The following is a 21,560-nucleotide window of genomic DNA, read 5'->3' as shown; positions in this document are numbered from 1 at the left end:
AGCGAACCCTGAGCATGTCGAGAGCGCGCCGCGCGCGGAGCACCACACGCGTGCTGCGGAGCTCCCTAAGATGTCGCTGACAGTCTCTCGTATTTCTAGAACTCGGCCGGTTAAGCAACCCTAAATGTGCGCACGCGTAGGGTGCACATTTTCGGGCGGCTTACGCCCTCGGCATCGATGGATCGCTCTGATGACCGGATTGTTGCGTTCCGCGTCCCGCCGGGCGGGTTTCATGTTCAGATGATGCGCCGGCCTCCGGCAGCACACACGCAAAGAAAGACCCCGCAGGCCTGCGCCGCGGGGTCTTCGTTCAGCAACGTCTACCTCAGTGCGCCAGGACTGCCAGCAGCAGCAACGCCACGATGTTGGTGATCTTGATCATCGGGTTCACCGCCGGGCCGGCCGTGTCCTTGTAGGGATCGCCGACGGTGTCGCCGGTCACGGCCGCCTTGTGGGCGTCACTGCCCTTGCCGCCGAAATGACCGTCTTCGATGTACTTCTTGGCGTTGTCCCAGGCGCCCCCGCCCGAGGTCATCGAGATCGCGACGAACAGGCCCGTCACGATCACGCCGAGCAGCATCGCGCCCACCGCCGAGAACGCCGCCGACTTGCCGGCCGCCCCGCCCCCCGCGATCGCATAGATCACGAAGTAGACGAAGATCGGTGACAGCACCGGAAGCAGCGAGGGGATGATCATTTCCTTGATCGCCGCTTTGGTCAGAAGGTCGACCGCCTTGCCGTAATCCGGCTTGTCGGTGCCTTGCATAATGCCCGGCTTCTCGCGGAATTGTCGGCGGACCTCCTCGACGATCGCGCTCGCCGCGCGGCCCACGGCGGTCATGCCCATCGCGCCGAACAGATACGGCAAGAGACCGCCGAACAACAGGCCTACCACGACGTAGGGATTGTTGAGCGAGAAGTCCGGTTTGACGCCGGCGAAGTAGGCGTGGTGCGCGGAGTCCGCAATGAAGAACTTGAGATCCTCGTTGTAGGCCGCGAACAGCACCAGGGCGCCGAGACCGGCGGAGCCGATCGCGTAGCCCTTGGTCACCGCCTTGGTGGTGTTGCCGACTGCATCGAGCGCGTCGGTCGACTTGCGAACCTCCTTCGGCAGGCCCGCCATCTCGGCAATACCGCCGGCGTTGTCGGTCACCGGACCGAACGCGTCGAGCGCGACGACCATGCCGGCGAGCGCCAGCATCGTGGCGGTCGCGATCGCGATGCCGAACAGGCCGGCGAGGCTGTGGGTGACCAGGATGCCGGCGATGATGACGATCGCGGGCAGCGCGGTCGCTTCCATCGAGATGGCGAGGCCCTGGATCACGTTGGTGCCGTGGCCGGTCACCGAGGCCTGGGCGATCGACTTCACCGGACGATAGTCGGTGCCGGTGTAGTATTCGGTGATCCAGATGATCAGCGCGGTGACGGCAAGGCCGACCACGCCGCACTCGAACAGCGCCATGCCGGTATAGTCGACGCCGGCGAGCTTGCCGAAGCCGATCAGGTAATGGATCACACCGGCGATGCCGACCAGCGAGAGGACGCCGGTTGCGATCAGACCCTTGTAAAGCGCGCCCATGATCGACTGGCTCGGCCCGAGCTTCACGAAGAAGGTGCCGATAATCGAGGTGATGATGCAGATGCCGCCGATGGCGAGCGGCAACGTCATCATGTCGGCGAGGATCGGCGTCTTGGCGAAGAAGATCGCCGCCAGGACCATGGTGGCGACCGCGGTCACCGCATAGGTTTCGAACAGGTCGGCGGCCATGCCGGCGCAGTCGCCGACATTGTCGCCCACGTTGTCGGCGATGGTGGCCGGGTTGCGCGGATCGTCCTCGGGGATGCCGGCCTCGACCTTGCCGACGAGGTCGCCGCCGACGTCCGCACCCTTGGTGAAGATGCCGCCGCCGAGACGAGCGAAGATCGAGATCAGCGAGGCGCCGAAGCCGAGCGCCACCATGGCGTCGATGACGACGCGGCTGTCAGGCGCAAGCTTCAGCGAATGGACCAGGAAGCCGAAATAGAGGGTCACGCCAAGCAGCGCGAGACCCGCCACCAGCATGCCGGTGATGGCGCCCGCCTTGAAGGCGAGCTCGAGACCACCCGCGAGCGACGTGGTCGCCGCCTGGGCGGTGCGCACATTGGCGCGGACCGAGACGTTCATGCCGATGAAGCCGGCCGCCCCCGACAGGATCGCGCCGATGGCAAAACCGATCGCGACGTAGAGTCCCAGGAAATAGGCAAGCAGCACGAAGATGACGATGCCGACCATCCCGATCGTGGTGTATTGACGCCGCAGGTAGGCCTGGGCGCCTTCGCGCACCGCTGCCGCGATTTCCTGCATGCGCGGAGACCCCGCATCCGCGCTCAACACCGAAGACGTCGCCCAGATCGCGTAGACGACGGAAAGCACTCCGCAGAGCACAATCAACCATAATGCTGTCATGTGATTTTTTGCCTCAGATCCTTGATGAACGTACCCCCGGCGCCTTTTGTTTTCCGTCGTGCGGTGCGGCGCCTTGATTTTGAAGAAGGCCGCTCCTTGCCCGAAGGCGCGGCCTTAGTCGGTCACGACCTTGCCAAAATCAAATTGAGGGTGCAACGCCAGATAAGGCCGAAAAGCCGATCTCGGCAGGTATTTAGCCTGTCTTGGCAGCCGGGACGCCGGTTTGGAGCAATTCCTAGAAGTGGCTGTAGGAGAGCCGCTTCAAGACCAGCTCCTGGCCCTGCCCGTCCAGGAAGCGCGGCCGCTCATGGCCCGCGACGATCGTGCCGATGGCCGTGACGGCAAGGCCTGCCGCACGCCCCAAGGCAATCAGCGCGTTGGCTTGCGCTGGCGGAGCGGTGAACAGCACCTCGTAATCGTCCCCTCCGGCCAGCAGCGTCTCGACGGAAACGACCTTGCCTGCGATCAGGCCGGCGGCAGCGGCCGAGAGCGGCACGCTCGTCACGTCGATCGTGGCCGAGACGCCTGATGCCGCACAGAGCTTGGTCAGATCTCCAGCAAGGCCGTCGGAGACATCCATCGCAGCCGTCGCATGGTCACGCACGGACTGCGCGAGAGCATTGCGCGGCTGCGGCACGCGATAGCGCGAGATCAGCGTCTCGCGCGCGTGCGGATCGGAGGCCAGCGCATTCGCGACCGCGCCGCCCTTGAGCACGTCAAGGCCAAGCGCGGCGTCGCCGATCGTCCCCGTCACCAGGATACGGTCGCCCGGTTGGGCGCCGGTGCGGCCGACCATCCGCCCCTGCGGCACGCGGCCAAAGGCGGTAATCGAGATCATCTGCGGCCCCGGCGTCGACACCGTGTCGCCGCCGAGCAGCGGACAGACGAAGGTTTTCGCATCCTCGCCGAGCGCGTCCGCGAACGGCCTGAGCCAAGCGTCTTCCTTGCTGCGCAGCGCCAATGTCAGCACGAAGCCGGCCGGCACGGCCCCCTTGGCGGCGAGATCGGACAGGTTCACCCGCAGCGCCTTGCGCGCGATGGTATCGGGAGGATCGGTGGCAAGATAATGCACGCCCTCGACCACCGCGTCGGTGGTGACGACGATGTCGCTGCCGAGCGCCTGCAGGATGGCGGCATCGTCCACCAGCCCCAAGGCGCCGGGATCAGTCGCCAGCGGCTTGAAATAGCGCGCGATGAGGGAGTCTTCGGCGGAGGGATTGTGCGGGTTTGTCATCAGCGTCAGCCACACACTTCGCTGTCATCGCCGGGCTTGACCGGGCGATCCAGTATTCCAGAGACGATCGTGTGACATCGATAGGCCGCGGCGTACTGGATCACCCGCCTTCGCGGGTGATGACGGCGGAATATGGGGCAGCCACATCGCATCAATTCACCGCCCTGCGCCTCAATTCACCCCCGCCCGAACTCGTCACCGCGAAACTGGCGGCCGATCTGGTCGAGCACCGCGTTGACCATGCCGGTCTCCTCGCGGTCGACGAAGGCATTGGCGACGTCGACATATTCGGACACGACGACGCGGCCCGGCACGTCCTTGCGGTGTTCCAATTCGTAGGCCCCTGCCCGCAGCACCGCGCGCAGGATCGCTTCGATGCGCTTCAATGGCCAGCCCTTCGACAGCGCCTCGTCGATCAGCGGATCGAGTTTCTTCTGGTCGCGCACGACGCCGGAGACGACGTCGCGGAAGAACGCCGCTTCCGCCGGGAGATATGTGTCGCCCTCGACCTCGTTGCCGAGCCAGTGGCTCTCGAACTCGGCAAAAATGTCGTTGATGCCGGCACCGCCGATATCCATCTGGTACAGCGCCTGCACGGCTGCGAGCCGCGCCGCACCGCGCCGGTTCGCCTTCTTCTCCGTGCCGGCCGGCGGCTTCTTGTTGTTATCGGCCATGATCAAGCCCGCGCCAGCCGGCGCTTTATGCGCAGCATCGCAATCGCGGCCCGCGCGGCATCGCCGCCCTTGTTCAGCTCGCTGGCGCGCGCCCGCGCCCAGGCCTGCGCCTCGGTGTTGACGGTGAGGATGCCGTTGCCGAGCGGCAGCTTTCGCGCCACCGCCAGGTCCATCAGCGCGCGCGAGGATTCCTGCGAGACGATCTCGAAATGGATGGTGTCGCCACGGATCACGCAGCCGAGCGCGATCGCGGCATCATAGGGCTTGCCATTGGTCGCCGCGGCGTCAACCGCGATGGCGATCGCCGCAGGAATCTCCAGTGCACCGGGAACCGTGATGACGTCGTGGGTCAGACCGGCCGCCTTCAGCTCGGCCACCGCGCCTTCGAGCATCGCGTCCTGGAGATCGTCATAGAACCGCGCCTCGACGATCAGCGCGCGTGCGCCGGAAACGTCGGTCTGGTCCTTCAGGGGTGCGCGCCGCGCGTCTGCCATCGTCAAATCCGTTCCACAGGGGTTGGCGCTATGTAGTCGCCACCAGCGGGTAAGCCAAGTTTAAAGACGCCGTCACTTCATTTCCGTCAGCCGCGCCGCGTAGCGGGCCATCAGATCGACCTCGATATTGACCTCATCTCCCGCCTTCCAGCCGCCGATCGTCGTGACCGTCAGGGTGTGCGGGATGATCAGCACCGAAAAGGTCACGTCCTTCACCGTATTAACCGTCAGCGAGACGCCGTCGAGCGTGATCGAGCCCTTGGTCGCGATGAACCGCGCCAGCTCCCGCGTCGTGGAGAGCTCGAACCGCGCCATGTCGGGCAGGTCCTCGCGGCTGACGAGGGTCGCGATGCCATCGGCATGGCCGGCGACGATATGCCCGCCAAGCTCGTCGCCGATCTTGAGCGCACGCTCGAGATTGAGCCTGGTGCCGACCCTCCAATGCTTTGCGGTCGTCAGCGCCAACGTCTCGGCCGCGGCATCGACGTCGAACCAGGTCCTTTGAGCAGAGTCCTTGCCGCCTTCGACGCCGGAAGCAACCACCGTCAGGCAGACGCCGTTGCAGGCGATCGAGGCGCCGTCCGCAATGGTGGTCTGCTCGTAGCGGCAGGCGATGCGCAGCCGGTGCAACTGGCCCTGCGCCGTCGGCGTGAAGCCGACGATCTCGCCGATATCGGTGACAATGCCGGTGAACATCACGCGCGCTCGTAGATGGTGAGAGTATCCTGATCGAAGGTCTCGCTAGCATGAACCTTGTAGGCCTGCGACTGCGTGATTTTCGACAGGGGCAATGCAGCGAGCGCATCCACCCCGTCGGCGCCCACCGCTTCCGCGCCGTGGAACAGCCAGATCTCGTCAACGAGGTCCGCGGCGATGAAGGACGCCGCGACGCGGCTGCCGCCCTCGATCACCAGCCGCGTGATGCCCTTGCCGGCCAATGCATGCAGCACGGCCGCAAGATCGAGTCCCGAGGCATTGCCGGGCGGCACGCGGATCACCTGCGCACCGGCCGCACCGAGCCGCGTGGCGGCCGCGGCCTCCGCGAGTTCAGAACCCACCACCCATAGCGGAATCTCGCGCGCGGAGCCCACGAGCCTGCTTGCGCCGGGAATACGCAGATTCTGGTCGAGCACCACCCGCACCGGCGAGCGCACCGCCATGCCCGACAGGCGGCAGTCGAGCTGCGGATCGTCCGCCAGCACGGTGCCGATGCCGACTAGGATGGCGTCGCTTTGCGCGCGGAGGAGATGCACCCGGTTGCGCGCCGCCTCGCCGGTGATCGCGACCGGCTTGCCGCCGGCCGCGCCGATCTTGCCGTCGGGCGAGACCGCGAGCTTCAGGATCACATGCGGGCGGCGATCCCTGATGCGACGGAAATGCCCGGCGTGATCGAAGGCGGCTTCGCGCGCGCACAGACCCACATCCACCATGATGCCGGCGGCGCGCAGGCGTGCGTGGCCCTGACCGGCGACTTCCGGATTGGGATCCTCGATCGCGGCCACCACGCGTTTGATGCCGGCGGCGATCACGGCGTCCGCGCACGGTGGCGACTTGCCGAAATGCGAGCACGGCTCCAGCGTGACGTAGAGCGTGGCGCCTCGCGCGGCCTCGCCTGCGCGCCGCAGCGCTTCAGGCTCGCCATGCGGCCGTCCGCCAGGTTGGGTCCAACCGCGGCCGACGATCACGCCGTCCTTGACGATGACGGCGCCGACGGCGGGATTGGGCCAGGTACTTCCCTGCCCGCGCCGGCCGAGCGCCAGCGCAAGCTCCATGAAGCGCCGGTCGGCATCCCTGGACTCGCGCGCCTTCTGCGCGAATTGATCCTCCAGGATGCGGAAGATCATTTGCGGATCGCGGCGAGCCGCGCTTCCTCCTCGCCGGAGAGCTCGCCGAGCACGTCGGCGAAATCCTTGGCCTCGCGGAAATTGCGGTAGACCGAGGCGAAGCGGACATAGGCGACGTCGTCGAGCGTGCGCAGATGCTCCATCACGGTCTCGCCGATCACCTCCGAGGAGATTTCAGCCTCGCCCCCCGTCTCGAGCTCGCGCACGATGGTGGAGACCATCTTCTCCACCCGTTCCGGCTCGACCTGCCGCTTGCGCAAGCTGATCGACACCGAGCGCATCAGCTTGTCGCGGTCAAACGGCACGCGGCGGCCGTTGCGCTTGATCACCGTGAGCTCGCGCAGCTGCACGCGCTCGAAGGTGGTGAAGCGGAAATTGCAGGCGACGCACACGCGCCGCCTGCGTATCACGGAAGAGTCCTCGGTCGGACGCGAGTCCTTCACCTGCGTATCGAGACTGTTGCAGTTCGGGCAGCGCATCCGTTGACCTTGACCGGTTTTTCTTGAGCCTTACTGATAGATCGGGAAACGGTCGGTGAGCACCTTGACCCGTTCCTTGATCGCGGCTTCCACCAGCGGCGCCTTGCCGTCGTCGGACTGCGCGATCGCGTTGAGGACTTCGGCGATCATGCCGCCGACCTGCTGGAATTCAGCGACACCAAAGCCGCGGGTGGTCGCAGCCGGCGTGCCCAGACGAATACCGGAGGTGACGAACGGTGACTCGGGATCGAACGGAATGCCGTTCTTGTTGCAAGTGATGGCGGCGCGAACCAGCGCCTTCTCCGAGGCGTTGCCCTTCAGGCCCTTCGGCCGGAGGTCAACCAGCATCAGATGATTATCGGTGCCGCCCGAGACAATGTCGAACCCGTGGCCCTTCATCGCCTCCGCCAGAGCCTTGGCGTTCTCGACGACGTTCTTGGCATAGACCTTGAAGTCCGGCCGCAGCGCCTCGGCGAAGGCGACCGCCTTGGCCGCGATTACATGCATCAGTGGGCCGCCCTGCAGGCCCGGGAAGATCGCCGAGTTGAATTTCTTGGTCAGCGCCTCATCATTCCACAGCATCAGGCCGCCACGCGGACCGCGCAGCGACTTGTGGGTCGTGGTGGTGGTGATGTGCGCGTGAGGCACGGGCGAGGCATGCACGCCGCCGGCGACGAGACCGGCGAAGTGCGCCATGTCGACCAGGAGATACGCGCCGACGCTGTCCGCGATCTCGCGGAAGCGCTTGAAGTCCCAGGCGCGCGAATAAGCCGAGCCGCCGGCCACGATCAGCTTCGGCTTGACCTCCTCGGCCTGCTTGGCGACCGCGTCCATGTCGATGATCTGGTCCTCGCGGCGCACGGTGTAGTGCGCGGCCTTGAACCACTTGCCGCTCATGTTGACCGGGGAGCCGTGGGTGAGATGGCCGCCGGCCGCGAGATCGAGGCCCATGAAGGTGTCGCCGGGCTGAAGCAGCGCCAGAAACACCGCCTGGTTCATCTGGCTGCCGGAGTTCGGCTGCACGTTGGCGAAGTTGGCGCCGAACAGCTTCTTGGCACGATCGATCGCGAGGTTCTCGGCGACGTCGACCCACTCACAACCGCCGTAGTAGCGCGCGCCCGGATAGCCTTCCGCGTATTTGTTGGTCATCACCGAACCCTGCGCTTCCAGCACGGCACGGCTGACGATGTTCTCGGAGGCGATCAGCTCGACCTCGTGGCGCTGGCGGCCGAGCTCTCCCTTGATGGCGGCTGCGATTTCCGGGTCAGCCTGCTCGAGCGAGGCGGTGAAAAACGAATCGGGCGCGGAGGCGGTTTTGGCGAAGGTCATCTTGCGAATATCTCCACCGCCGCAGCCTTTTGGCGGGCTACGGGCGGGTCTGGTGTGGCGATCGGAAGCGGCGAGCGCGATCTACCACATCGCCCGCAACAGGCCAAGGGTTTGCGGGTCGGACCTGTGATTTATGCAAGATATGGTGGGATTGGAGGATTTGGACGACGGGGTGGTATCCGGCGTCCATGTCCACGAAAGGTCCGCTTTGGGCTCGAAAGGCCGCGCGGGTGCGAGGGGCCGGCCTCTACAGCCCGGTATACCCCGCCTTCACGGGATCCACGCTGCCGTCGAGCTGCCGCAGATAGGTCAGGCCGCAAACCGTCAACCTGTGGGTGTCCTTCTCGCCGGCTTCCATCAAGGTGGTGATGTAGTTCGTGACCTTTTCCCGCGCCTCCGCGCTCGCCGCAGACGTGCGGTTGGCGAGCAAATCGTAGGTATGCATGATCCGGTCGATAGCAGCTTCCATGGCACCCTCTGGTTCTTGCCGCGTTTGGGAGTTGAGATCAGGCAACCGCTTTGGCCTCGGACTGCGCCTCGAACCTGACAATGGCCTTGTTGGCCAGCCTGATCTTGTTGAATTCGCCGTGCTGGAGCAGCTTGATGACGATCTCGAGCAGGCGCTCGTCGGTGACGAGGGTGTCCCGGATCGCGCCGGAGCGGCGAAGATAGTTCGCGGCGATGGCGTAGGCCTCGCTCACGAGTTCCACGTTCATCACCCCCACGCCACGCTCGACCAGCATCGTCAGCCTCCGATCCGGAGGAGATAAGCATCGAACCGGGAACTCGTTCCCTGGTGTCGGGGATTTTTTTCGCAACAGCGAAATGGAAAAACGCACCGGTCCGGACACAGCCGGGCCGGCGCGCTTGGGGAAGCTCAGGCACGTTCGGGAGGCTTGCCGGTCTTGTTGCGGGCCGGCTTGGCCTTGTCCCGTCGAAAAGAACTCAGAGACGATACAGGATTTGGTCGGTCCAGAACCGCTCGAGGCGGTGCAGCGATTTGTTCAGGGTCGAGAACTCCTCGCCCGAGATGCCGCCGACCTGTTCGACCGTCTTGACGTGCTTCTGGTAGAGCGAGTCGACGATGCGGCGGATTTCCTGGCCCTGCGGCGTCAGGCGGATGCGCACCGAGCGGCGATCGACGCGCGAGCGCTGATGGTCGAGGAAGCCGAGCTCGACGAGCTTCTTCAGATTGTAGGAAACGTTGGAGCCGAGGTAATAACCGCGCGTGCGCAGTTCGCCCGCGGTCAGCTCCTTGTCGCCGATGTTGTAGAGCAGCAGCGCCTGCACCGAGTTGATGTCCGCACGGCCGCGGCGATCGAACTCGTCCTTGATGACGTCGAGCAGCCGGCGATGCAGCCGCTCCACCAGAGTCAAAGCTTCCAGATAGAGCGTCTGCACCGAACCCTGCTGGCCGGAGACGCGCTCTGCGGTATCTGCCGCAGTTGCGACGGCTTTCATCATGACACTTCCCCTGTTGTCGTTTTTATCGACACTCATTCGACGAAACTTGTGTCCCGTCTGATAGGTGCAACTTAAGGGGCTCGTTTGAAGATCGGCTTAAATAAGAGAATAAAGAGATCATGAATTTAAGACAGTGAATTGCGGATTAAGCCTGTCCCACAAGCACTTTTCGCAACAGTCTGTTGACTCTCGCAAGGTCCTGTTCACCCTCCGTCCGCCCCGATTGTCGCATTCCAGAACAGCCCCGCCCCGTTTCGAAACGGCCGCGTAAGAGCTGTGGCGGAACACGCTGGTTAGCGAAAACTTACGTCGAATTTTACGCAACCAACCGTCAACCAAGCGCGACAATCTCGTGTCCCGGACCAACACAGCGAAGCCGAGCGCAGAGTCGGGGCAAGAGAGTTTGCTATGGCGGTCGTTCGCGTGCGGCCATCCAGGCGAGCGCGAGATAGGCCGCCAGCATGAAGGCTTCGACGCCGACCACGACCAGGCTGCCGCCGTAGATGCCCGGGAACATCAGCTCGATCACCGCCATCGACACCACGGTCGTCAGCCACACCACGGCGCCCCAAGGCGTCGCCAGCCACAGCCCGACCGCGGCAACGAGTTCGATCACGGCGAAGTAAATGGTCGAGGCCTGCCAGGCCATCGACTGGTTCTCGAAGGCCTCGTCCTCGCCGCCCACGAAGCCCGTCACCTGCGCCCAATGATAGAGGCCCTTGAGGATCGAGAGCAGCGCCATCACCCGCAGGAACAGCACGAGCCGGCGCGTCCAGACATTGTCGTCGGATTCAGCCCGCTCCGACGAGATCGCCGCCACCGACATGGCGCTGTCTCTGGCATTGTCTCGGACGGCATCCCTGGTGCTGTCGCGGGCCGCATCGCGGGTGGAGATCTCGGACATGCCCCCTTCTGGCTGCTTTGGCCCGCAAAATCAATCGGCTGCCATCTTTTGCGACAGGTCAACCCGCGGTGACGGGAACCATGCGAGCTGGTATAAGAATAATTCCAGCCGGAGGAAAAGTAATGGCGATCAAATACGGACGTCCGATCGAGTTGCGCGAGGTCTCGCGCCGGGATGGCACTGGGGCCTCCCCTGCCCTCGATCTGACCGTCCGCCCGCGCCGCAACCGCAAGGCCGAATGGGCCCGGCGCATGGTGCGCGAGAACGTGCTCACGACGGACGATCTGATCTGGCCGCTGTTTCTGATCGACGGCAACAACAAGCGCGAGCAGATCGCCTCGATGCCGGGTGTCGAGCGTCTCAGTGTCGACCAGGCCGTGCGCGACGCCGAGCGGGCGATGAAGCTCACCATCCCGTGCCTCGCGTTGTTTCCCTACACCGATCCGTCCCTGCGCGACGAGGAGGGCTCGGAAGCCACCAACCCGAACAATCTGGTCTGCCAGGCGGTGCGCGCGATCAAGAAGGAATTCCCGGAGATCGGCATTCTCTGCGACGTCGCGCTCGATCCCTTCACCAGCCACGGCCATGACGGCCTGATCTCCGACGGCAAGATCCTGAACGACGAGACGGTCGCTGTGCTCGTGCGTCAGGCCCTGGTGCAGGCCGAAGCCGGCTGCGACATCATCGCGCCCTCCGACATGATGGACGGCCGCGTTGCCGCGATCCGCGAGGGCCTGGATCGCACCGGCCTGCTCGACGTGCAGATCATGGCCTATGCCGCAAAATACGCCTCCGCCTTTTACGGCCCGTTCCGCGACGCCATCGGCTCGGCCAAGACGCTCACCGGTGACAAGCGCACTTACCAGATGGACAGCGCCAACACCGACGAGGCGCTCCGCGAGGTCGAGCTCGACATCGCCGAGGGCGCCGACATGGTGATGGTCAAGCCCGGCATGCCCTATCTCGACGTCGTCCGCCGCGTGAAGGACACGTTCGCGATGCCGACCTTCGCCTATCAGGTGTCCGGCGAATACGCGATGATCGCGGCCGCCGCCAACAACGGCTGGCTCGACGGCGACCGCGCCATGATGGAGAGCCTGCTCGCCTTCAAGCGCGCCGGCGCCGACGGTGTGCTGAGTTATTTCGCACCGAAGGCGGCGGAGAAGCTGCGGACGCAGGGGTAGGCCCCAAGGTCGTCCCGGCGAAGGCCGAGCGCCCCTGTCTCTAATCGTCGTCCTGGCGAAAGCCAGGACCCATACCGGGTGATCTAGCGAGAGCACGCGGTATCGATACCGGCGAACGTACTAACTTCCAGTTTTCGCCAAGCTTGTCCCTGGGGTAATGGGTCCTGGCTTTCGCCAGGACGACACTGAGGGTGTGGCGCCGCGTCCTTTCCTCCCGCCTCCGCCGCCCCCGAATCGCCGGAATATTTCGGCTTGTTAATCTCGGCGCCCTTGGCACGCGGACGGCCTGTTCCCATGTCCTTCCACGGGAGTCCTGCCACGGGAGTTTCCCTCGGGAGAATGGTCATGTCGTACTCGGACTCGGGCAATGCCTGGCGCAATGACGGTGGGGCGCAGCCACATGCCTACGATCCCTATCTGCACCCGGAACTGTTCCGCGGCGTTGCGACGCGGCGGGTCTTCGCCTTCCTGATCGACATGGTTGTGATCTCGGTGCCGGTGATCCTCGGCTACCTCTTCATCGCGGTGTTCGGCGTGGTCACGCTCGGCATCGGCTGGGCGCTGTTCTGGCTGGCCTGGCCGGCCTCCGTGATCTGGGCCATCGTCTATTACGGCGCCTGCATCGGCGGTCCGTCGTCCGCGACCATCGGCATGCGCGTGATGGATCTTGAGTTGCGCACCTGGTACGGCGCGCCCGGCTATTTCGTGCTCGGGGCCACCCACGCCGTGCTGTTCTGGGTGACCGTCTCGTTCCTGTCGCCTTTCGTCGTCCTGGTCGGCCTCTTCAACGGCCGCAGGCGCTTGCTGCAGGATTTCTTGTTGGGAACGGTCGTGATCAACAATTCCGTTCGTGCGCCGGTGCCCCAGGGCGCCAGGACCTACTGATCAGCGACCTTTCGATCAAGGACCTACTGATCAACCAACCTGGATCAAGAACCTATCAACCTGGACCCGCTATGCTGTCCGATCTGACCTGCCGAGTAGACCGATTGACCGGGGGCTTTCGTAGCGCGATGCTGATGCACATTTTGGAGGCCCACGACGTCCCTTGACCCAGCACTCGCGCGACACCCCACAATTTTACCTCACGGCGCCCTCCCCCTGCCCCTATCTGCCGGGCCGGCACGAGCGCAAGGTGTTTACGCACCTCGTAGGTGAGCGCGCCGGTGACCTCAACGACCTCCTGACCCATGGCGGCTTTCGTCGCAGCCAGTCGATCGCCTACCGTCCCGCCTGCGACCAGTGTCGCGCCTGCGTCTCGGTCCGGGTGATCGCCAACGAGTTCCGCCCCTCCCGCAACTTCCGCAAAGTCATCGCGCGCAACGCCGACATCATCGGCGAGCAGCGCAGCGCGGTGCCGACCTCCGAGCAATATTCGGTGTTCCGCGCCTATCTCGATTCCCGTCACCGCCATGGCGGCATGGCCGACATGACCGTGCTCGACTACGCCATGATGGTCGAGGACAGCCACGTCGAGACCCGTATCATCGAGTACCGCAAGCGCGGTCCCGACAGCGGCATCACCGGCCGCGGCGAGGAGTTGATCGCGGTGGCGCTGACCGACGTGCTCAGCGACGGCCTGTCGATGGTCTATTCGTTCTTCGAGCCGGGCGAAGTCAGCCGCTCGATGGGCACCTTCATGATCCTCGACCACATTGCCCGCGCCCGGCGGCAGGGATTGCCTTACGTCTATCTCGGCTACTGGATCGAGGGCTCCAAGAAGATGGACTACAAGGCCCGCTTCCTGCCGCAGCAGCGCCTCGCGCCGTCAGGTTGGCTGCGCATCGACGCGCAAGGCGAAGCGACGTCCGAGCCGCAGGATTAGCTCTCCGTCATGCCCCGCGAAAGCGGGGCATCCAGTACGCCGCGGCGCCTCGGCTCAGTCACTACTGTCTCTGGAATACTGGGTCGTCCGGTCAAGCCGGACGACGACAGCCGTGGTGTGGTCACCCGAACAGCGTGTCCGCGAGCAGCTTCAAGTTCAAAACCACGATGATGCCGGCGACGATCCACGCGATCGCCGCGACCCATACCGGTATGACGAACTTGCCCATCTTGCGGCGGTCGGAGACGAAGCGGACCAGCGGGATGACGGCGAAGGGCAATTGCATCGACAACACGACCTGGCTGAATACCAGCAGATCAGCCGTGCCGCGCTCGCCATAGATCGCGGTGACGACGATCACGGGAATGATCGCGATGCCGCGGGTCAGCAACCGCCGCGCCCAGCTCGGCAGGCGCAGGTCGAGAAAGCCCTCCATCACGATCTGGCCGGCGAGCGTCGCCGTCACCGTTGAATTCAGGCCCGAGGCGAGCAGCGCCACTGCGAACAGCGTCGAGGCGATGCCGAGGCCGAGCAACGGAGACAGCAGCTCGAACGCCTGGCCGATCTCGGCGACGTCGGAATGGCCGCTCTTGTGGAAGGTTGCAGCAGCCACCACGAGGATCGCGGCATTGATGAACAGCGCCAGCATCAGGGCGATGGTCGAATCCGTCGTCGCCCATTTGATCGCCTCGCGCCGGCCTTCGTCGTTGCGCTCATAGGCGCGCGTCTGCACGATCGAGGAGTGCAGATAGAGATTATGCGGCATCACGGTGGCGCCGATGATGCCGATCGCGATGTAGAGCATTTCGGGGTTGGTGAAGATCTCGGTCTTCGGCACAAATCCCCTCAGCATCTCGGCGACCGGCGGGGCTGCCGCGGCAAGCTGGACGGTGAAGCAGACTGCGATCACGACGAGCAGCGCGATGACGAAGGCTTCGAGGAAACGGAAGCCCCGATTCATCAGGATGAGCAGCAAAAAGGCATCCAGCGCGGCGATCAGCGCGCCGCCAATCAGGGGAATGCCGAACAGCAGCTTGAGCGCGATCGCGGTGCCGATGACCTCGGCGAGATCGCAGGCGATGATCGCCGCCTCGCAGGCAAGCCAGAGTAGAAAGTTCACGGCCGGCGAATAGGTCCCGCGGCAGGCCTGCGCGAGGTCGCGGTCGGTGACGATGCCGAGCCGTGCCGCCAGCGATTGCAGCAGGATCGCCATCAAATTCGAGAGCAGGATGACGGAGAGCAGCGTGTAGCCGAACTTGGACCCGCCGGCGAGATCCGTCGCCCAATTGCCGGGGTCCATGTAGCCGACCGAAACCAGATAGCCCGGGCCGACGAAGGCGAGCAGGCGCCGCCACCACACCCCCGCGATGGGGAGGGCGACCGAGGCATTCACCTCGGCCAGGCTCTTTGTCATCGGCGCGTCATTGCGCCAGCCGGCAGCATCTCGGGTCAGATCGGGAGAGCGAGCATCCATGCGGCGAGAATACCGAAGTCGAGCCTTATTGCAACTCATTTGCAACTGCATCTAGCCGCGTCGGTCCCTCGGCGGTCGCTATGTGTCGCCCCTGTCGGGAAGCGGGTGGGTTTGGGAGCCTCCCGAGGCGGATACTGGCGCCAACCCGACTTTGCAGGAAACGAGCCATGTCAATTCCCCCGCGCCTCCCCGAGACATTCAACCGCCTCGCCTGGTCCAATTTGGCGGCACAGTCGGCCGAACAGATCGCGCTGGCCGCGGCCCCCATCGTCGCGGTGCTGACGCTCGGCGTGGCAGAAGGCCAGACCGGCCTGCTCCAGACCGCGCTGACCCTGCCCTTCGTCCTCTTCGCCATCCCCGCCGGCCTGCTGGCCGACCGCATCTCCCGCCGTTCGCTGATGGCGGGCGCCGAGGCGCTGCGGGCCGCGGCCCTTGCAGCGATCGTGCTGCTGCTCGCGCTCGGCGCGCTCAATCTGCCGCTGCTGGCGCTGCTCGGCTTTGCCGCCGTGTGCGGCACCGTCGTCTACAGCGTGGCCGCGCCGGCGCTGGTGCCCTCGCTGGTGAGTTCGGACCTGCTACCGGCGGCCAATGCGCGGATCGAGCTCGCACGCACCATCGCCTTCGCCAGCGGCCCTGCGCTCGGCGGCGCGCTGGTCGGGTGGTGGGGCGCGAGCCCGGCCTTCGGCTTTGCGGCCGCGCTGTCCGCGATCGCCGTCGTGCTGCTCTCCGGCATCTACGAGCCCGCCCGCACGCCGGCGCCACGGCGGCATCCGTTTCAGGACATCCGCGAAGGCGCGGCCTTCGTGTTTCATCATCCGCTGCTGCGGCCGGTGTTCATCACCCAGTTCATCTTCAACACCGGATGGTTCCTGCAGATCGCGGTGTTCGTGCCCTATGCCGTACGTCACCTCGGCCTAAACGCGGTCGGCGTCGGCACCGTGCTGACGATGTACGGTGTCGGCATGGTGATCGGCGCGCTGTTCGCGACGCGGGTGATGAAGCGCATCGCGTTCGGCACGGTCGTCGGCCTCGGCCCCGTTACCGGCTTCGTCGCGGCGGTGGTGATGGCGCTGACGGTGCTGGTCCCCTCGCCCTGGCTTGCGGCCTTGAGCTTCTTTCTGCTCGGCGTCGGGCCGATCCTGTGGGTGATCTCGACCACGACGCTGCGCCAGTCGGTGACGCCGCCTCGCCTGCTCGGCCGCGTCTCCGCCATCAACATCATGAGCTATGGCGCCCGTCCGGTCGGCTCGGCGCTGGGTGCGATCGTCGGCGGCCTGTGGAGCGCCGAAGCGTGCCTCTATCTCGCCGCCGCCGTGTTCGGCGTGCAGGCGCTGGTCATTTGGCTCTCGCCCGCGGTGGCGCTGGACCGGCAGCCGGACATGGTGGGCGATGAGGCGGTGGCGCGGTGTTAGCTGCACCGTCATTGCGAGCGAAGCGAAGCAATCCAGAATCCGTCCGCGGAGACAGTCTGGATTGCTTGGTCGCAAGAGCTCCTCGCAATGACGGAGTATGTTGAAGCAGCCAGCCTAGTTCGCCAGATACCGCTCGTAGCTGCCTGTCACCGGCTCGCTCGCGTCCACCTCCGGATCAAGCGTGTAGAGATCCTGCGCACGGCCGATGCCACGCAGCGCGTAGCGGCCTGTGGAGACGAGATAGCGGCGGCCGGCGGCGTCGAGGCCCTTGTAGAATTCTGCCGATGCCAGCAGCTCGCGATCGACCGAACGGCTCATCGAGGCGATGCGGCTGACCTCGTTCACGGTCGGACCGACCACGGTGAAGTCGAGCCGGTCCTCGCTGCCAATATTGCCGTAGAAGACCTCGCCGACATGCAGGCCGATATAGGCGGACGTGGTGGGACGGCCCTCCGCGCCCCGCCTCAGGTTCAGCGCAGCGACGTTCTTGCGGAACAGATGCTCGGCGCGCAGCGCCGCGCGCCGGGCATGCGCCATGTCTTCACCGGTGAACATCGCAAGCACGCCGTCGCCGATCAGCTTCAGCACGTCGCCGCCGGCGTCGTGGATCGCGTCGATCACGGCCTGCGCATAGTCGTTGAGGAACGGGATGATCTCGTCGGGGCCGATGCTCTCGCTGATTCCGGTCGAGCCGCGCAGATCCGAATACCACAGCACGGCGTTGATGCGCTCGGTGACGCCGCGCGAGATACGTCCGCTCAAGACCTGCTCTGACGCATCGCGGCCGAGATAGACGCGGCCGAGCGTGCGCGCGATGTCGACCTGCTGCGCCGACTTGATCGCGAGCCCCAGCACCGGCACGAGATCGCGCAGCGCGGCGAGTTCGGCGTCGGCGAAGCCGCTGTCGCATCGCGTTGTCCAGGAGGAGTAGAGGCAGTCCATCTGCCCCAGCGCTCCGGTCTCCCCGAAGCGGTGCACAAAGGCCAGGAAATGGCGATGACCGGTTTCGGCGAGCTCGCCGATTTGCGAAAAATCGAGCGAGGGCGCGTCGGCGAGGTCGATCACCATCTCGTCGTGACCGTGCTCGAGCAAATGATAGAAAACCGACCGGCGCCAATTGTTGGCCGCGTCGCCCTCGGCCGTCGAGCCGTATTCGACGACGTCGCTCTCGTTGGTCGGTGTATCGCTCCAGCGGAAGGCGCGACCCTCGTAGATCGGGTGCAGCGTATCGATGACGACAAGGCCACGCGAGAGTTCCAGCCCCTCGGCGCGGCAGCGCTCGCAGAAGCCGCGCAGCAGTTCGGGTTCGGGCAGGCCGGTGAGCCCCTGGCCGGCCAACCAGTTCATCAGCGCAAGGCGAGAGGTCAATTGCATGCGCCATTATGGCGTGCATTCGTGACGAGCGAAAGGCGGCGCGCGGAGCTTGCGTCGCCAAAGCTCCGCTCACGGCCAAGGCTCCCGCCCGCGGCAGGTCGCATATGTCGCGGACGCTGTTGACGCGCTCCCGCCTCGGGCGGCAAATGCGAATGATGACACCGCCGATCAGAAATACGGGGATATGAGCCAGCGCCAGCTTCCGATCATCCTGGCGCTCGGTACCACGCAGACCCTGGCCTGGGCCTCGAGCTACTATCTGCCGGCGCTGCTCGCCGATCCCATGGCGCGCGATCTCGGTATCTCCTCCAACTGGGTGTTTGGCGCGTTCTCGGCCTCGCTGGTGATTTCGGCGCTGCTCGGGCCGCGCATCGGGCGACAGATCGATCTGGTCGGCGGCCGGCAGGTCCTCTCGGTGTCGAACCTGACGATCGCCGCCGGCCTCGTTCTGCTCGGCCTCTCGCAATCGGTGGCGGTGATGGCAATGGCCTGGCTCGTGCTCGGCATCGGCATGGCGATGGGTCTCTACGACGCCGCCTTCGCCGCGCTCGGGCGCATCTACGGCACCGAGGCGCGCAGGCCGATCACCGGCATCACGCTGATGGCGGGCTTTGCATCGACCGTCGGCTGGCCGCTCACCGCCTGGGGCCTGTCGCATTTTGGCTGGCGCGACACCTGCTTCGCCTGGGCCGCTGCCAATATCCTGATCGGCCTGCCGCTCAATTTCTTCCTGCTGCCGACGATCAAGGGCGCCAAGCAAGCAGCGGCGACAGCGGCGAAGCCGCATCTGCCGCTCGACCGCACCATGGTGCTGCTCGCCTTCATCTTTGCCGCGGTCTGGACCGTCACCGGCGCGATGGCCGCGCATTTCCCGCGCATCCTGGAGGCAACCGGCGCGACGCCGGTCGAGGCGATCGCGGCCGGTGCGCTGATCGGCCCCGCGCAAGTGGCCGCACGGGTTCTGGAGGCAGGCTTCCTCAGCCGCTTTCATCCGCTGTGGTCGACGCGGCTCGCCTGCCTCACTCACCCGATCGGCGCGGTGGTCGTGGCGATCTTCGGCGGCGCCGCGGCCAGTGCGTTTGCGCTATTCCACGGCTCCGGCAACGGCATCCTGACCATCGCGCGCGGCACGCTGCCGCTGTCGATCTTCGGCCCCAAGGATTTCGGCTATCGCCTCGGCATCATCGGCGCGCCGGCACGGATGGCGCAGGCCGTGGCGCCGCTGGCCTTTGGCCTGCTCATCGACGTCATGGGCGCCAAGGTGCTGATCGTCTCCTCCGCGCTCAGCCTCTCGGCGCTGGCCGCGCTGTTCATGATCCGCGCGCAACCGCGGCCGGATTGACCGGGCCGGAGCTTTCGCGCACAAGCGCAGCATGACCGAAGACACGCGCCCACCCCGCACATTCAAAGGCCTCCTGCGCTGGGCGACTACGCCGCCGCAGGCCTGGGGTGTCTATCTCCTCGCCGTCATCCTGGTCTGGCTGATCTCCTTCTACGCCGGCTCGCCGAAACCGAAGAAGGCGCCGGAAGCGAGCCCGCCGCCGGTCACGGCACCGCGCACCTAGGCCGGCTTCGTTTCGCCGGTCGCGATCCAGATGCCGGCGAACACGGCGACCAGCCCGATCAGTAGATTTGGCGTGATCGGCTCGCCGATCAGCAGCGCGGCGAGCAAGGTGGCGGCGATCGGATTGACCGTCATCGTATTGGCGACCCGGGTCGGCGTCGCGCGCGCCAGCGCCATGACCCAGAGGATGAAGGCGAGCGCACCGCCGCCGATGCCGAGATAGATGCCGGCAATCCACTGCGCCGTCGTGAACTGCCCCAGCGCTGCAAAGCTGCCCTTCACGATACCCGCAAGCACCAGCACGGCGGCGCCTGCTCCCATGCCGACCGTGAGAAAGCCGAGCGGGCTGGAGCGCTGCATCAGCGGGCGCGACAGCACGTTGTAGAACGCCATGCAGAACACGGCACCGGTCATGATCAGCTCGCCGCGCCAGGCCTCGGGCGGGCTTTGCGCCAGGCCCGCGGCCAGTGCCGCCGCCACGCCGAGCACCGCGATGCCGACGCCGGTGATCTTGCGCGCCGTCAGCCGCTCGACGCCGAGGATGGCGCCGACCACCATGGTGTGGAGCGGCAGCGTCGCCAGCGCGAGACTGGCGCGCGCGGCGGTCGTGTAGGACACCGCGATGTTGTAGAGGATGAAGAACACGCCGAAAAAGCAGATGCCGAGCAGCGCCACGGCCGGCCAGTCGGACCGCTGCGGCCAGCGCACGCCGAGCAGAAGCGCGCACGGCAGCAGGCAGAGAAAGCCGATCCCCCAGCGCAGGATCGCGAGCAGGATCGGATCGGCGCCGCCGACCAGATAGCGGGTGATCGCCGCGGCAGTGCCGCCAAGGCTGCTCGACGCCAGCGCGATCGCAACCCCGGCCCACTCACCCACAATCGTCTCCCGTTGCGGAGCTTGCTGAGGGCGCTAGCACGCCCCTGCTGCCACCGTAGTGGCAACAGGGGCGTCGCGGGAAGCTAGTCGTAAAACTCGGGCGACATCTTCTGGCTGTCGCGCTGGATCTTGTCGTGGTTGATCCAGAGTTGCGCCTTCTCCTTGCCGAGCGTGTCGGCGATCTTCTGCATCGAGGCCGCGCTCTGGTCCTTGTTGGCGTTCATGCTCGGCACACGGCGGTTGTCCCAATTGTCTTTGAAATGCACCGCATCGCCCGACAGCACGACGGCGCCGGTCTTCGGCAGCTTCACCAGCAGCGATTGGTGTCCCGGCGTATGGCCGGGCGTCGACAGGATGGTCACGCTGCCGTCGCCGAACACGTCCTTGTCGCCCGCAAGCAGTTCGACCGGATGCGACGGCTTGAAGCGCGGCTCGTTGTTGGCGCCGGGCCAGTCATACTCGGCCTTCTGCACATAGAGCATGGCCTGCGGGAACAGCTCGACATTGCCGGTATGGTCGGGATGGGTGTGCGAGACGGCCATCATCTTGACGTCACCGGGCTTGAGGCCGAGCTGTTCGAGCTGCGCGGCAAGCATCTTCGGCCGGCGCCAGGTCACGGCTTTGGGATCGGCGGGCGCAAGGCCATTCGGCATCGCGGCGACTGCGTCGGCGATGCCGGTATCCCACAGAAACCAGCCCTTGGCGTGCTTGACGAGATAGCAGCTGTCGACGAAGTCCATCGTCTTGCCCTCGTTGAGGCCGGGCGTCCAGCGCGAGATGTCGCCGGCGGTGCCCTCCCCGCAATTGAACACGTAGAGCTTCTCGACACCGGTCTTTTCGGACTGCGCGAGCACCGCATGACCGGACAGAACGAGTGCAGCGACAACGACGGCGAGCTTGATCTTTTTGATCTTTGGCATCATTCGTTCCTCCCTTGCAGCCAGGTCGGCTGTCTTGTCGGCTGTGACCGAGGATCAACCCTG

The 21,560-nt window shown here is 65.5% G+C and carries 22 protein-coding genes; 6 read left to right on the top strand and 16 right to left on the bottom strand.

Annotated features, from left to right (window positions below; translation table 11 throughout):
* Positions 1–325: 325 nt before the first annotated feature.
* The 12 genes from IVB13_RS04320 to IVB13_RS04265 form a co-directional block, all read right to left on the bottom strand.
* Entirely contained in the window at positions 326–2,446 is a 2,121-nt protein-coding gene (locus tag IVB13_RS04320; protein ID WP_026233254.1) for a sodium-translocating pyrophosphatase, read from the bottom strand.
* A gap of 235 nt (positions 2,447–2,681) precedes the next feature.
* Positions 2,682–3,680, bottom strand: coding sequence for a thiamine-phosphate kinase (thiL, locus tag IVB13_RS04315; protein ID WP_247487880.1), 999 nt, complete (start codon positions 3,678–3,680; stop codon positions 2,682–2,684).
* A 176-nt stretch (positions 3,681–3,856) separates the two neighbouring features.
* Positions 3,857–4,354 (bottom strand): transcription antitermination factor NusB, encoded by a 498-nt coding sequence (nusB, locus tag IVB13_RS04310; RefSeq protein WP_007611091.1) that lies wholly within the window; start codon positions 4,352–4,354, stop codon positions 3,857–3,859.
* A gap of 2 nt (positions 4,355–4,356) precedes the next feature.
* Positions 4,357–4,848: a 6,7-dimethyl-8-ribityllumazine synthase gene (ribH, locus tag IVB13_RS04305; protein WP_018456854.1), complete on the bottom strand. Its 492-nt coding sequence runs from the start codon at positions 4,846–4,848 to the stop codon at positions 4,357–4,359.
* A 72-nt stretch (positions 4,849–4,920) separates the two neighbouring features.
* A complete protein-coding gene (locus IVB13_RS04300; protein WP_018456855.1) occupies positions 4,921–5,544 on the bottom strand; it encodes a riboflavin synthase in 624 nt (207 codons plus the stop codon).
* Positions 5,544–6,692: a bifunctional diaminohydroxyphosphoribosylaminopyrimidine deaminase/5-amino-6-(5-phosphoribosylamino)uracil reductase RibD gene (ribD, locus tag IVB13_RS04295; protein WP_247487877.1), complete on the bottom strand. Its 1,149-nt coding sequence runs from the start codon at positions 6,690–6,692 to the stop codon at positions 5,544–5,546. Before ribD ends, IVB13_RS04300 begins: the two co-directional genes overlap by 1 nt.
* A complete protein-coding gene (gene nrdR, locus IVB13_RS04290) occupies positions 6,689–7,171 on the bottom strand; it encodes a transcriptional regulator NrdR (RefSeq protein ID WP_007603426.1) in 483 nt (160 codons plus the stop codon). The genes ribD and nrdR overlap by 4 nt, the downstream gene beginning before the upstream one ends.
* A 30-nt stretch (positions 7,172–7,201) precedes the next feature.
* A complete protein-coding gene (gene glyA / locus IVB13_RS04285; protein WP_018456858.1) occupies positions 7,202–8,500 on the bottom strand; it encodes a serine hydroxymethyltransferase in 1,299 nt (432 codons plus the stop codon).
* A gap of 247 nt (positions 8,501–8,747) precedes the next feature.
* Positions 8,748–8,969, bottom strand: coding sequence for a hypothetical protein (locus IVB13_RS04280; protein WP_018456859.1), 222 nt, complete (start codon positions 8,967–8,969; stop codon positions 8,748–8,750).
* 37 nt (positions 8,970–9,006) lie between these two features.
* Positions 9,007–9,243, bottom strand: coding sequence for a hypothetical protein (locus IVB13_RS04275; protein WP_026233256.1), 237 nt, complete (start codon positions 9,241–9,243; stop codon positions 9,007–9,009).
* A 202-nt stretch (positions 9,244–9,445) separates the two neighbouring features.
* The gene (locus IVB13_RS04270; protein WP_018456861.1) at positions 9,446–9,964 is read right to left on the bottom strand and encodes a MarR family winged helix-turn-helix transcriptional regulator; all 519 of its coding nucleotides are present in this window, start codon (positions 9,962–9,964) and stop codon (positions 9,446–9,448) included.
* A gap of 406 nt (positions 9,965–10,370) precedes the next feature.
* Positions 10,371–10,868: a DUF6163 family protein gene (locus IVB13_RS04265; RefSeq protein WP_007611119.1), complete on the bottom strand. Its 498-nt coding sequence runs from the start codon at positions 10,866–10,868 to the stop codon at positions 10,371–10,373.
* Between the two features lie 122 nt (positions 10,869–10,990).
* Between IVB13_RS04265 and hemB the strand changes: the two genes are divergently transcribed.
* The 3 genes from hemB (at position 10,991) to IVB13_RS04250 (ending at position 13,877) form a co-directional block, all read left to right on the top strand.
* Positions 10,991–12,052, top strand: a complete 1,062-nt coding sequence (hemB, locus tag IVB13_RS04260; RefSeq protein WP_018456862.1) for a porphobilinogen synthase — start codon at positions 10,991–10,993, stop codon at positions 12,050–12,052.
* Between the two features lie 345 nt (positions 12,053–12,397).
* Positions 12,398–12,937: an RDD family protein gene (locus IVB13_RS04255; RefSeq protein ID WP_039800407.1), complete on the top strand. Its 540-nt coding sequence runs from the start codon at positions 12,398–12,400 to the stop codon at positions 12,935–12,937.
* 163 nt (positions 12,938–13,100) lie between these two features.
* Positions 13,101–13,877 carry an arginyltransferase gene (locus IVB13_RS04250; protein WP_247487875.1) on the top strand — a complete coding sequence of 259 codons (777 nt, stop codon included), beginning with the start codon at positions 13,101–13,103 and terminating at the stop codon, positions 13,875–13,877.
* 121 nt (positions 13,878–13,998) lie between these two features.
* On the opposite strand, the gene IVB13_RS04245 is transcribed toward IVB13_RS04250, so the two are convergent.
* Positions 13,999–15,351: an Nramp family divalent metal transporter gene (locus tag IVB13_RS04245; RefSeq protein ID WP_018458388.1), complete on the bottom strand. Its 1,353-nt coding sequence runs from the start codon at positions 15,349–15,351 to the stop codon at positions 13,999–14,001.
* 167 nt (positions 15,352–15,518) lie between these two features.
* Between IVB13_RS04245 and IVB13_RS04240 the strand changes: the two genes are divergently transcribed.
* Positions 15,519–16,763, top strand: a complete 1,245-nt coding sequence (locus tag IVB13_RS04240; RefSeq protein ID WP_018458389.1) for an MFS transporter — start codon at positions 15,519–15,521, stop codon at positions 16,761–16,763.
* Positions 16,764–16,877: 114 nt separating this feature from the next.
* Here the strand turns inward: IVB13_RS04240 and IVB13_RS04235 are convergent, their stop codons facing one another.
* On the bottom strand, positions 16,878–18,137 hold the full coding sequence (locus tag IVB13_RS04235) for an adenylate/guanylate cyclase domain-containing protein (protein ID WP_247298228.1): 1,260 nt from the start codon (positions 18,135–18,137) through the stop codon (positions 16,878–16,880).
* Positions 18,138–18,321: 184 nt separating this feature from the next.
* Between IVB13_RS04235 and IVB13_RS04230 the strand changes: the two genes are divergently transcribed.
* A complete protein-coding gene (locus tag IVB13_RS04230; RefSeq protein WP_018458391.1) occupies positions 18,322–19,479 on the top strand; it encodes an MFS transporter in 1,158 nt (385 codons plus the stop codon).
* A gap of 31 nt (positions 19,480–19,510) precedes the next feature.
* Positions 19,511–19,702: a hypothetical protein gene (locus tag IVB13_RS04225; RefSeq protein ID WP_247487873.1), complete on the top strand. Its 192-nt coding sequence runs from the start codon at positions 19,511–19,513 to the stop codon at positions 19,700–19,702.
* Here IVB13_RS04225 and IVB13_RS04220 read toward each other — a convergent pair.
* Both IVB13_RS04220 and IVB13_RS04215 read right to left on the bottom strand, forming a co-directional pair.
* Positions 19,699–20,577, bottom strand: coding sequence for a DMT family transporter (locus tag IVB13_RS04220; RefSeq protein WP_085353414.1), 879 nt, complete (start codon positions 20,575–20,577; stop codon positions 19,699–19,701). The two genes, IVB13_RS04225 and IVB13_RS04220, sit on opposite strands and share 4 nt — an antisense overlap.
* 83 nt (positions 20,578–20,660) lie before the next feature.
* Positions 20,661–21,500: an N-acyl homoserine lactonase family protein gene (locus IVB13_RS04215; RefSeq protein ID WP_247298225.1), complete on the bottom strand. Its 840-nt coding sequence runs from the start codon at positions 21,498–21,500 to the stop codon at positions 20,661–20,663.
* Between the last annotated feature and the right edge of the window lie 60 nt (positions 21,501–21,560).

Origin of the sequence: Bradyrhizobium sp. 17 (assembly GCF_023073515.1) — a bacterium.
Lineage (GTDB): Bacteria > Pseudomonadota > Alphaproteobacteria > Rhizobiales > Xanthobacteraceae > Bradyrhizobium > Bradyrhizobium canariense_D.
Note: the sequence above shows the minus strand (reverse complement) of the source record. Positions and strands in the feature narration are given on the sequence as shown.

Coding starts and splice junctions, on each gene's coding strand:
- IVB13_RS04230 (WP_018458391.1), top strand. CDS start 18,322: ATGAGCCAGCGCCAGCTTCCGATCATCCTGGCGCTCGGTACCACGCAG.
- IVB13_RS04275 (WP_026233256.1), bottom strand. CDS start 9,243: ATGCTGGTCGAGCGTGGCGTGGGGGTGATGAACGTGGAACTCGTGAGC.
- IVB13_RS04270 (WP_018456861.1), bottom strand. CDS start 9,964: ATGATGAAAGCCGTCGCAACTGCGGCAGATACCGCAGAGCGCGTCTCC.
- IVB13_RS04300 (WP_018456855.1), bottom strand. CDS start 5,544: ATGTTCACCGGCATTGTCACCGATATCGGCGAGATCGTCGGCTTCACG.
- IVB13_RS04240 (WP_018458389.1), top strand. CDS start 15,519: ATGTCAATTCCCCCGCGCCTCCCCGAGACATTCAACCGCCTCGCCTGG.
- IVB13_RS04245 (WP_018458388.1), bottom strand. CDS start 15,351: ATGGATGCTCGCTCTCCCGATCTGACCCGAGATGCTGCCGGCTGGCGC.
- hemB (WP_018456862.1), top strand. CDS start 10,991: ATGGCGATCAAATACGGACGTCCGATCGAGTTGCGCGAGGTCTCGCGC.
- ribD (WP_247487877.1), bottom strand. CDS start 6,692: ATGATCTTCCGCATCCTGGAGGATCAATTCGCGCAGAAGGCGCGCGAG.
- IVB13_RS04320 (WP_026233254.1), bottom strand. CDS start 2,446: ATGACAGCATTATGGTTGATTGTGCTCTGCGGAGTGCTTTCCGTCGTC.
- nusB (WP_007611091.1), bottom strand. CDS start 4,354: ATGGCCGATAACAACAAGAAGCCGCCGGCCGGCACGGAGAAGAAGGCG.
- IVB13_RS04215 (WP_247298225.1), bottom strand. CDS start 21,500: ATGATGCCAAAGATCAAAAAGATCAAGCTCGCCGTCGTTGTCGCTGCA.
- IVB13_RS04255 (WP_039800407.1), top strand. CDS start 12,398: ATGTCGTACTCGGACTCGGGCAATGCCTGGCGCAATGACGGTGGGGCG.
- thiL (WP_247487880.1), bottom strand. CDS start 3,680: ATGACAAACCCGCACAATCCCTCCGCCGAAGACTCCCTCATCGCGCGC.
- glyA (WP_018456858.1), bottom strand. CDS start 8,500: ATGACCTTCGCCAAAACCGCCTCCGCGCCCGATTCGTTTTTCACCGCC.
- IVB13_RS04235 (WP_247298228.1), bottom strand. CDS start 18,137: ATGCAATTGACCTCTCGCCTTGCGCTGATGAACTGGTTGGCCGGCCAG.
- nrdR (WP_007603426.1), bottom strand. CDS start 7,171: ATGCGCTGCCCGAACTGCAACAGTCTCGATACGCAGGTGAAGGACTCG.
- IVB13_RS04265 (WP_007611119.1), bottom strand. CDS start 10,868: ATGTCCGAGATCTCCACCCGCGATGCGGCCCGCGACAGCACCAGGGAT.
- IVB13_RS04225 (WP_247487873.1), top strand. CDS start 19,511: ATGACCGAAGACACGCGCCCACCCCGCACATTCAAAGGCCTCCTGCGC.
- ribH (WP_018456854.1), bottom strand. CDS start 4,848: ATGGCAGACGCGCGGCGCGCACCCCTGAAGGACCAGACCGACGTTTCC.
- IVB13_RS04280 (WP_018456859.1), bottom strand. CDS start 8,969: ATGGAAGCTGCTATCGACCGGATCATGCATACCTACGATTTGCTCGCC.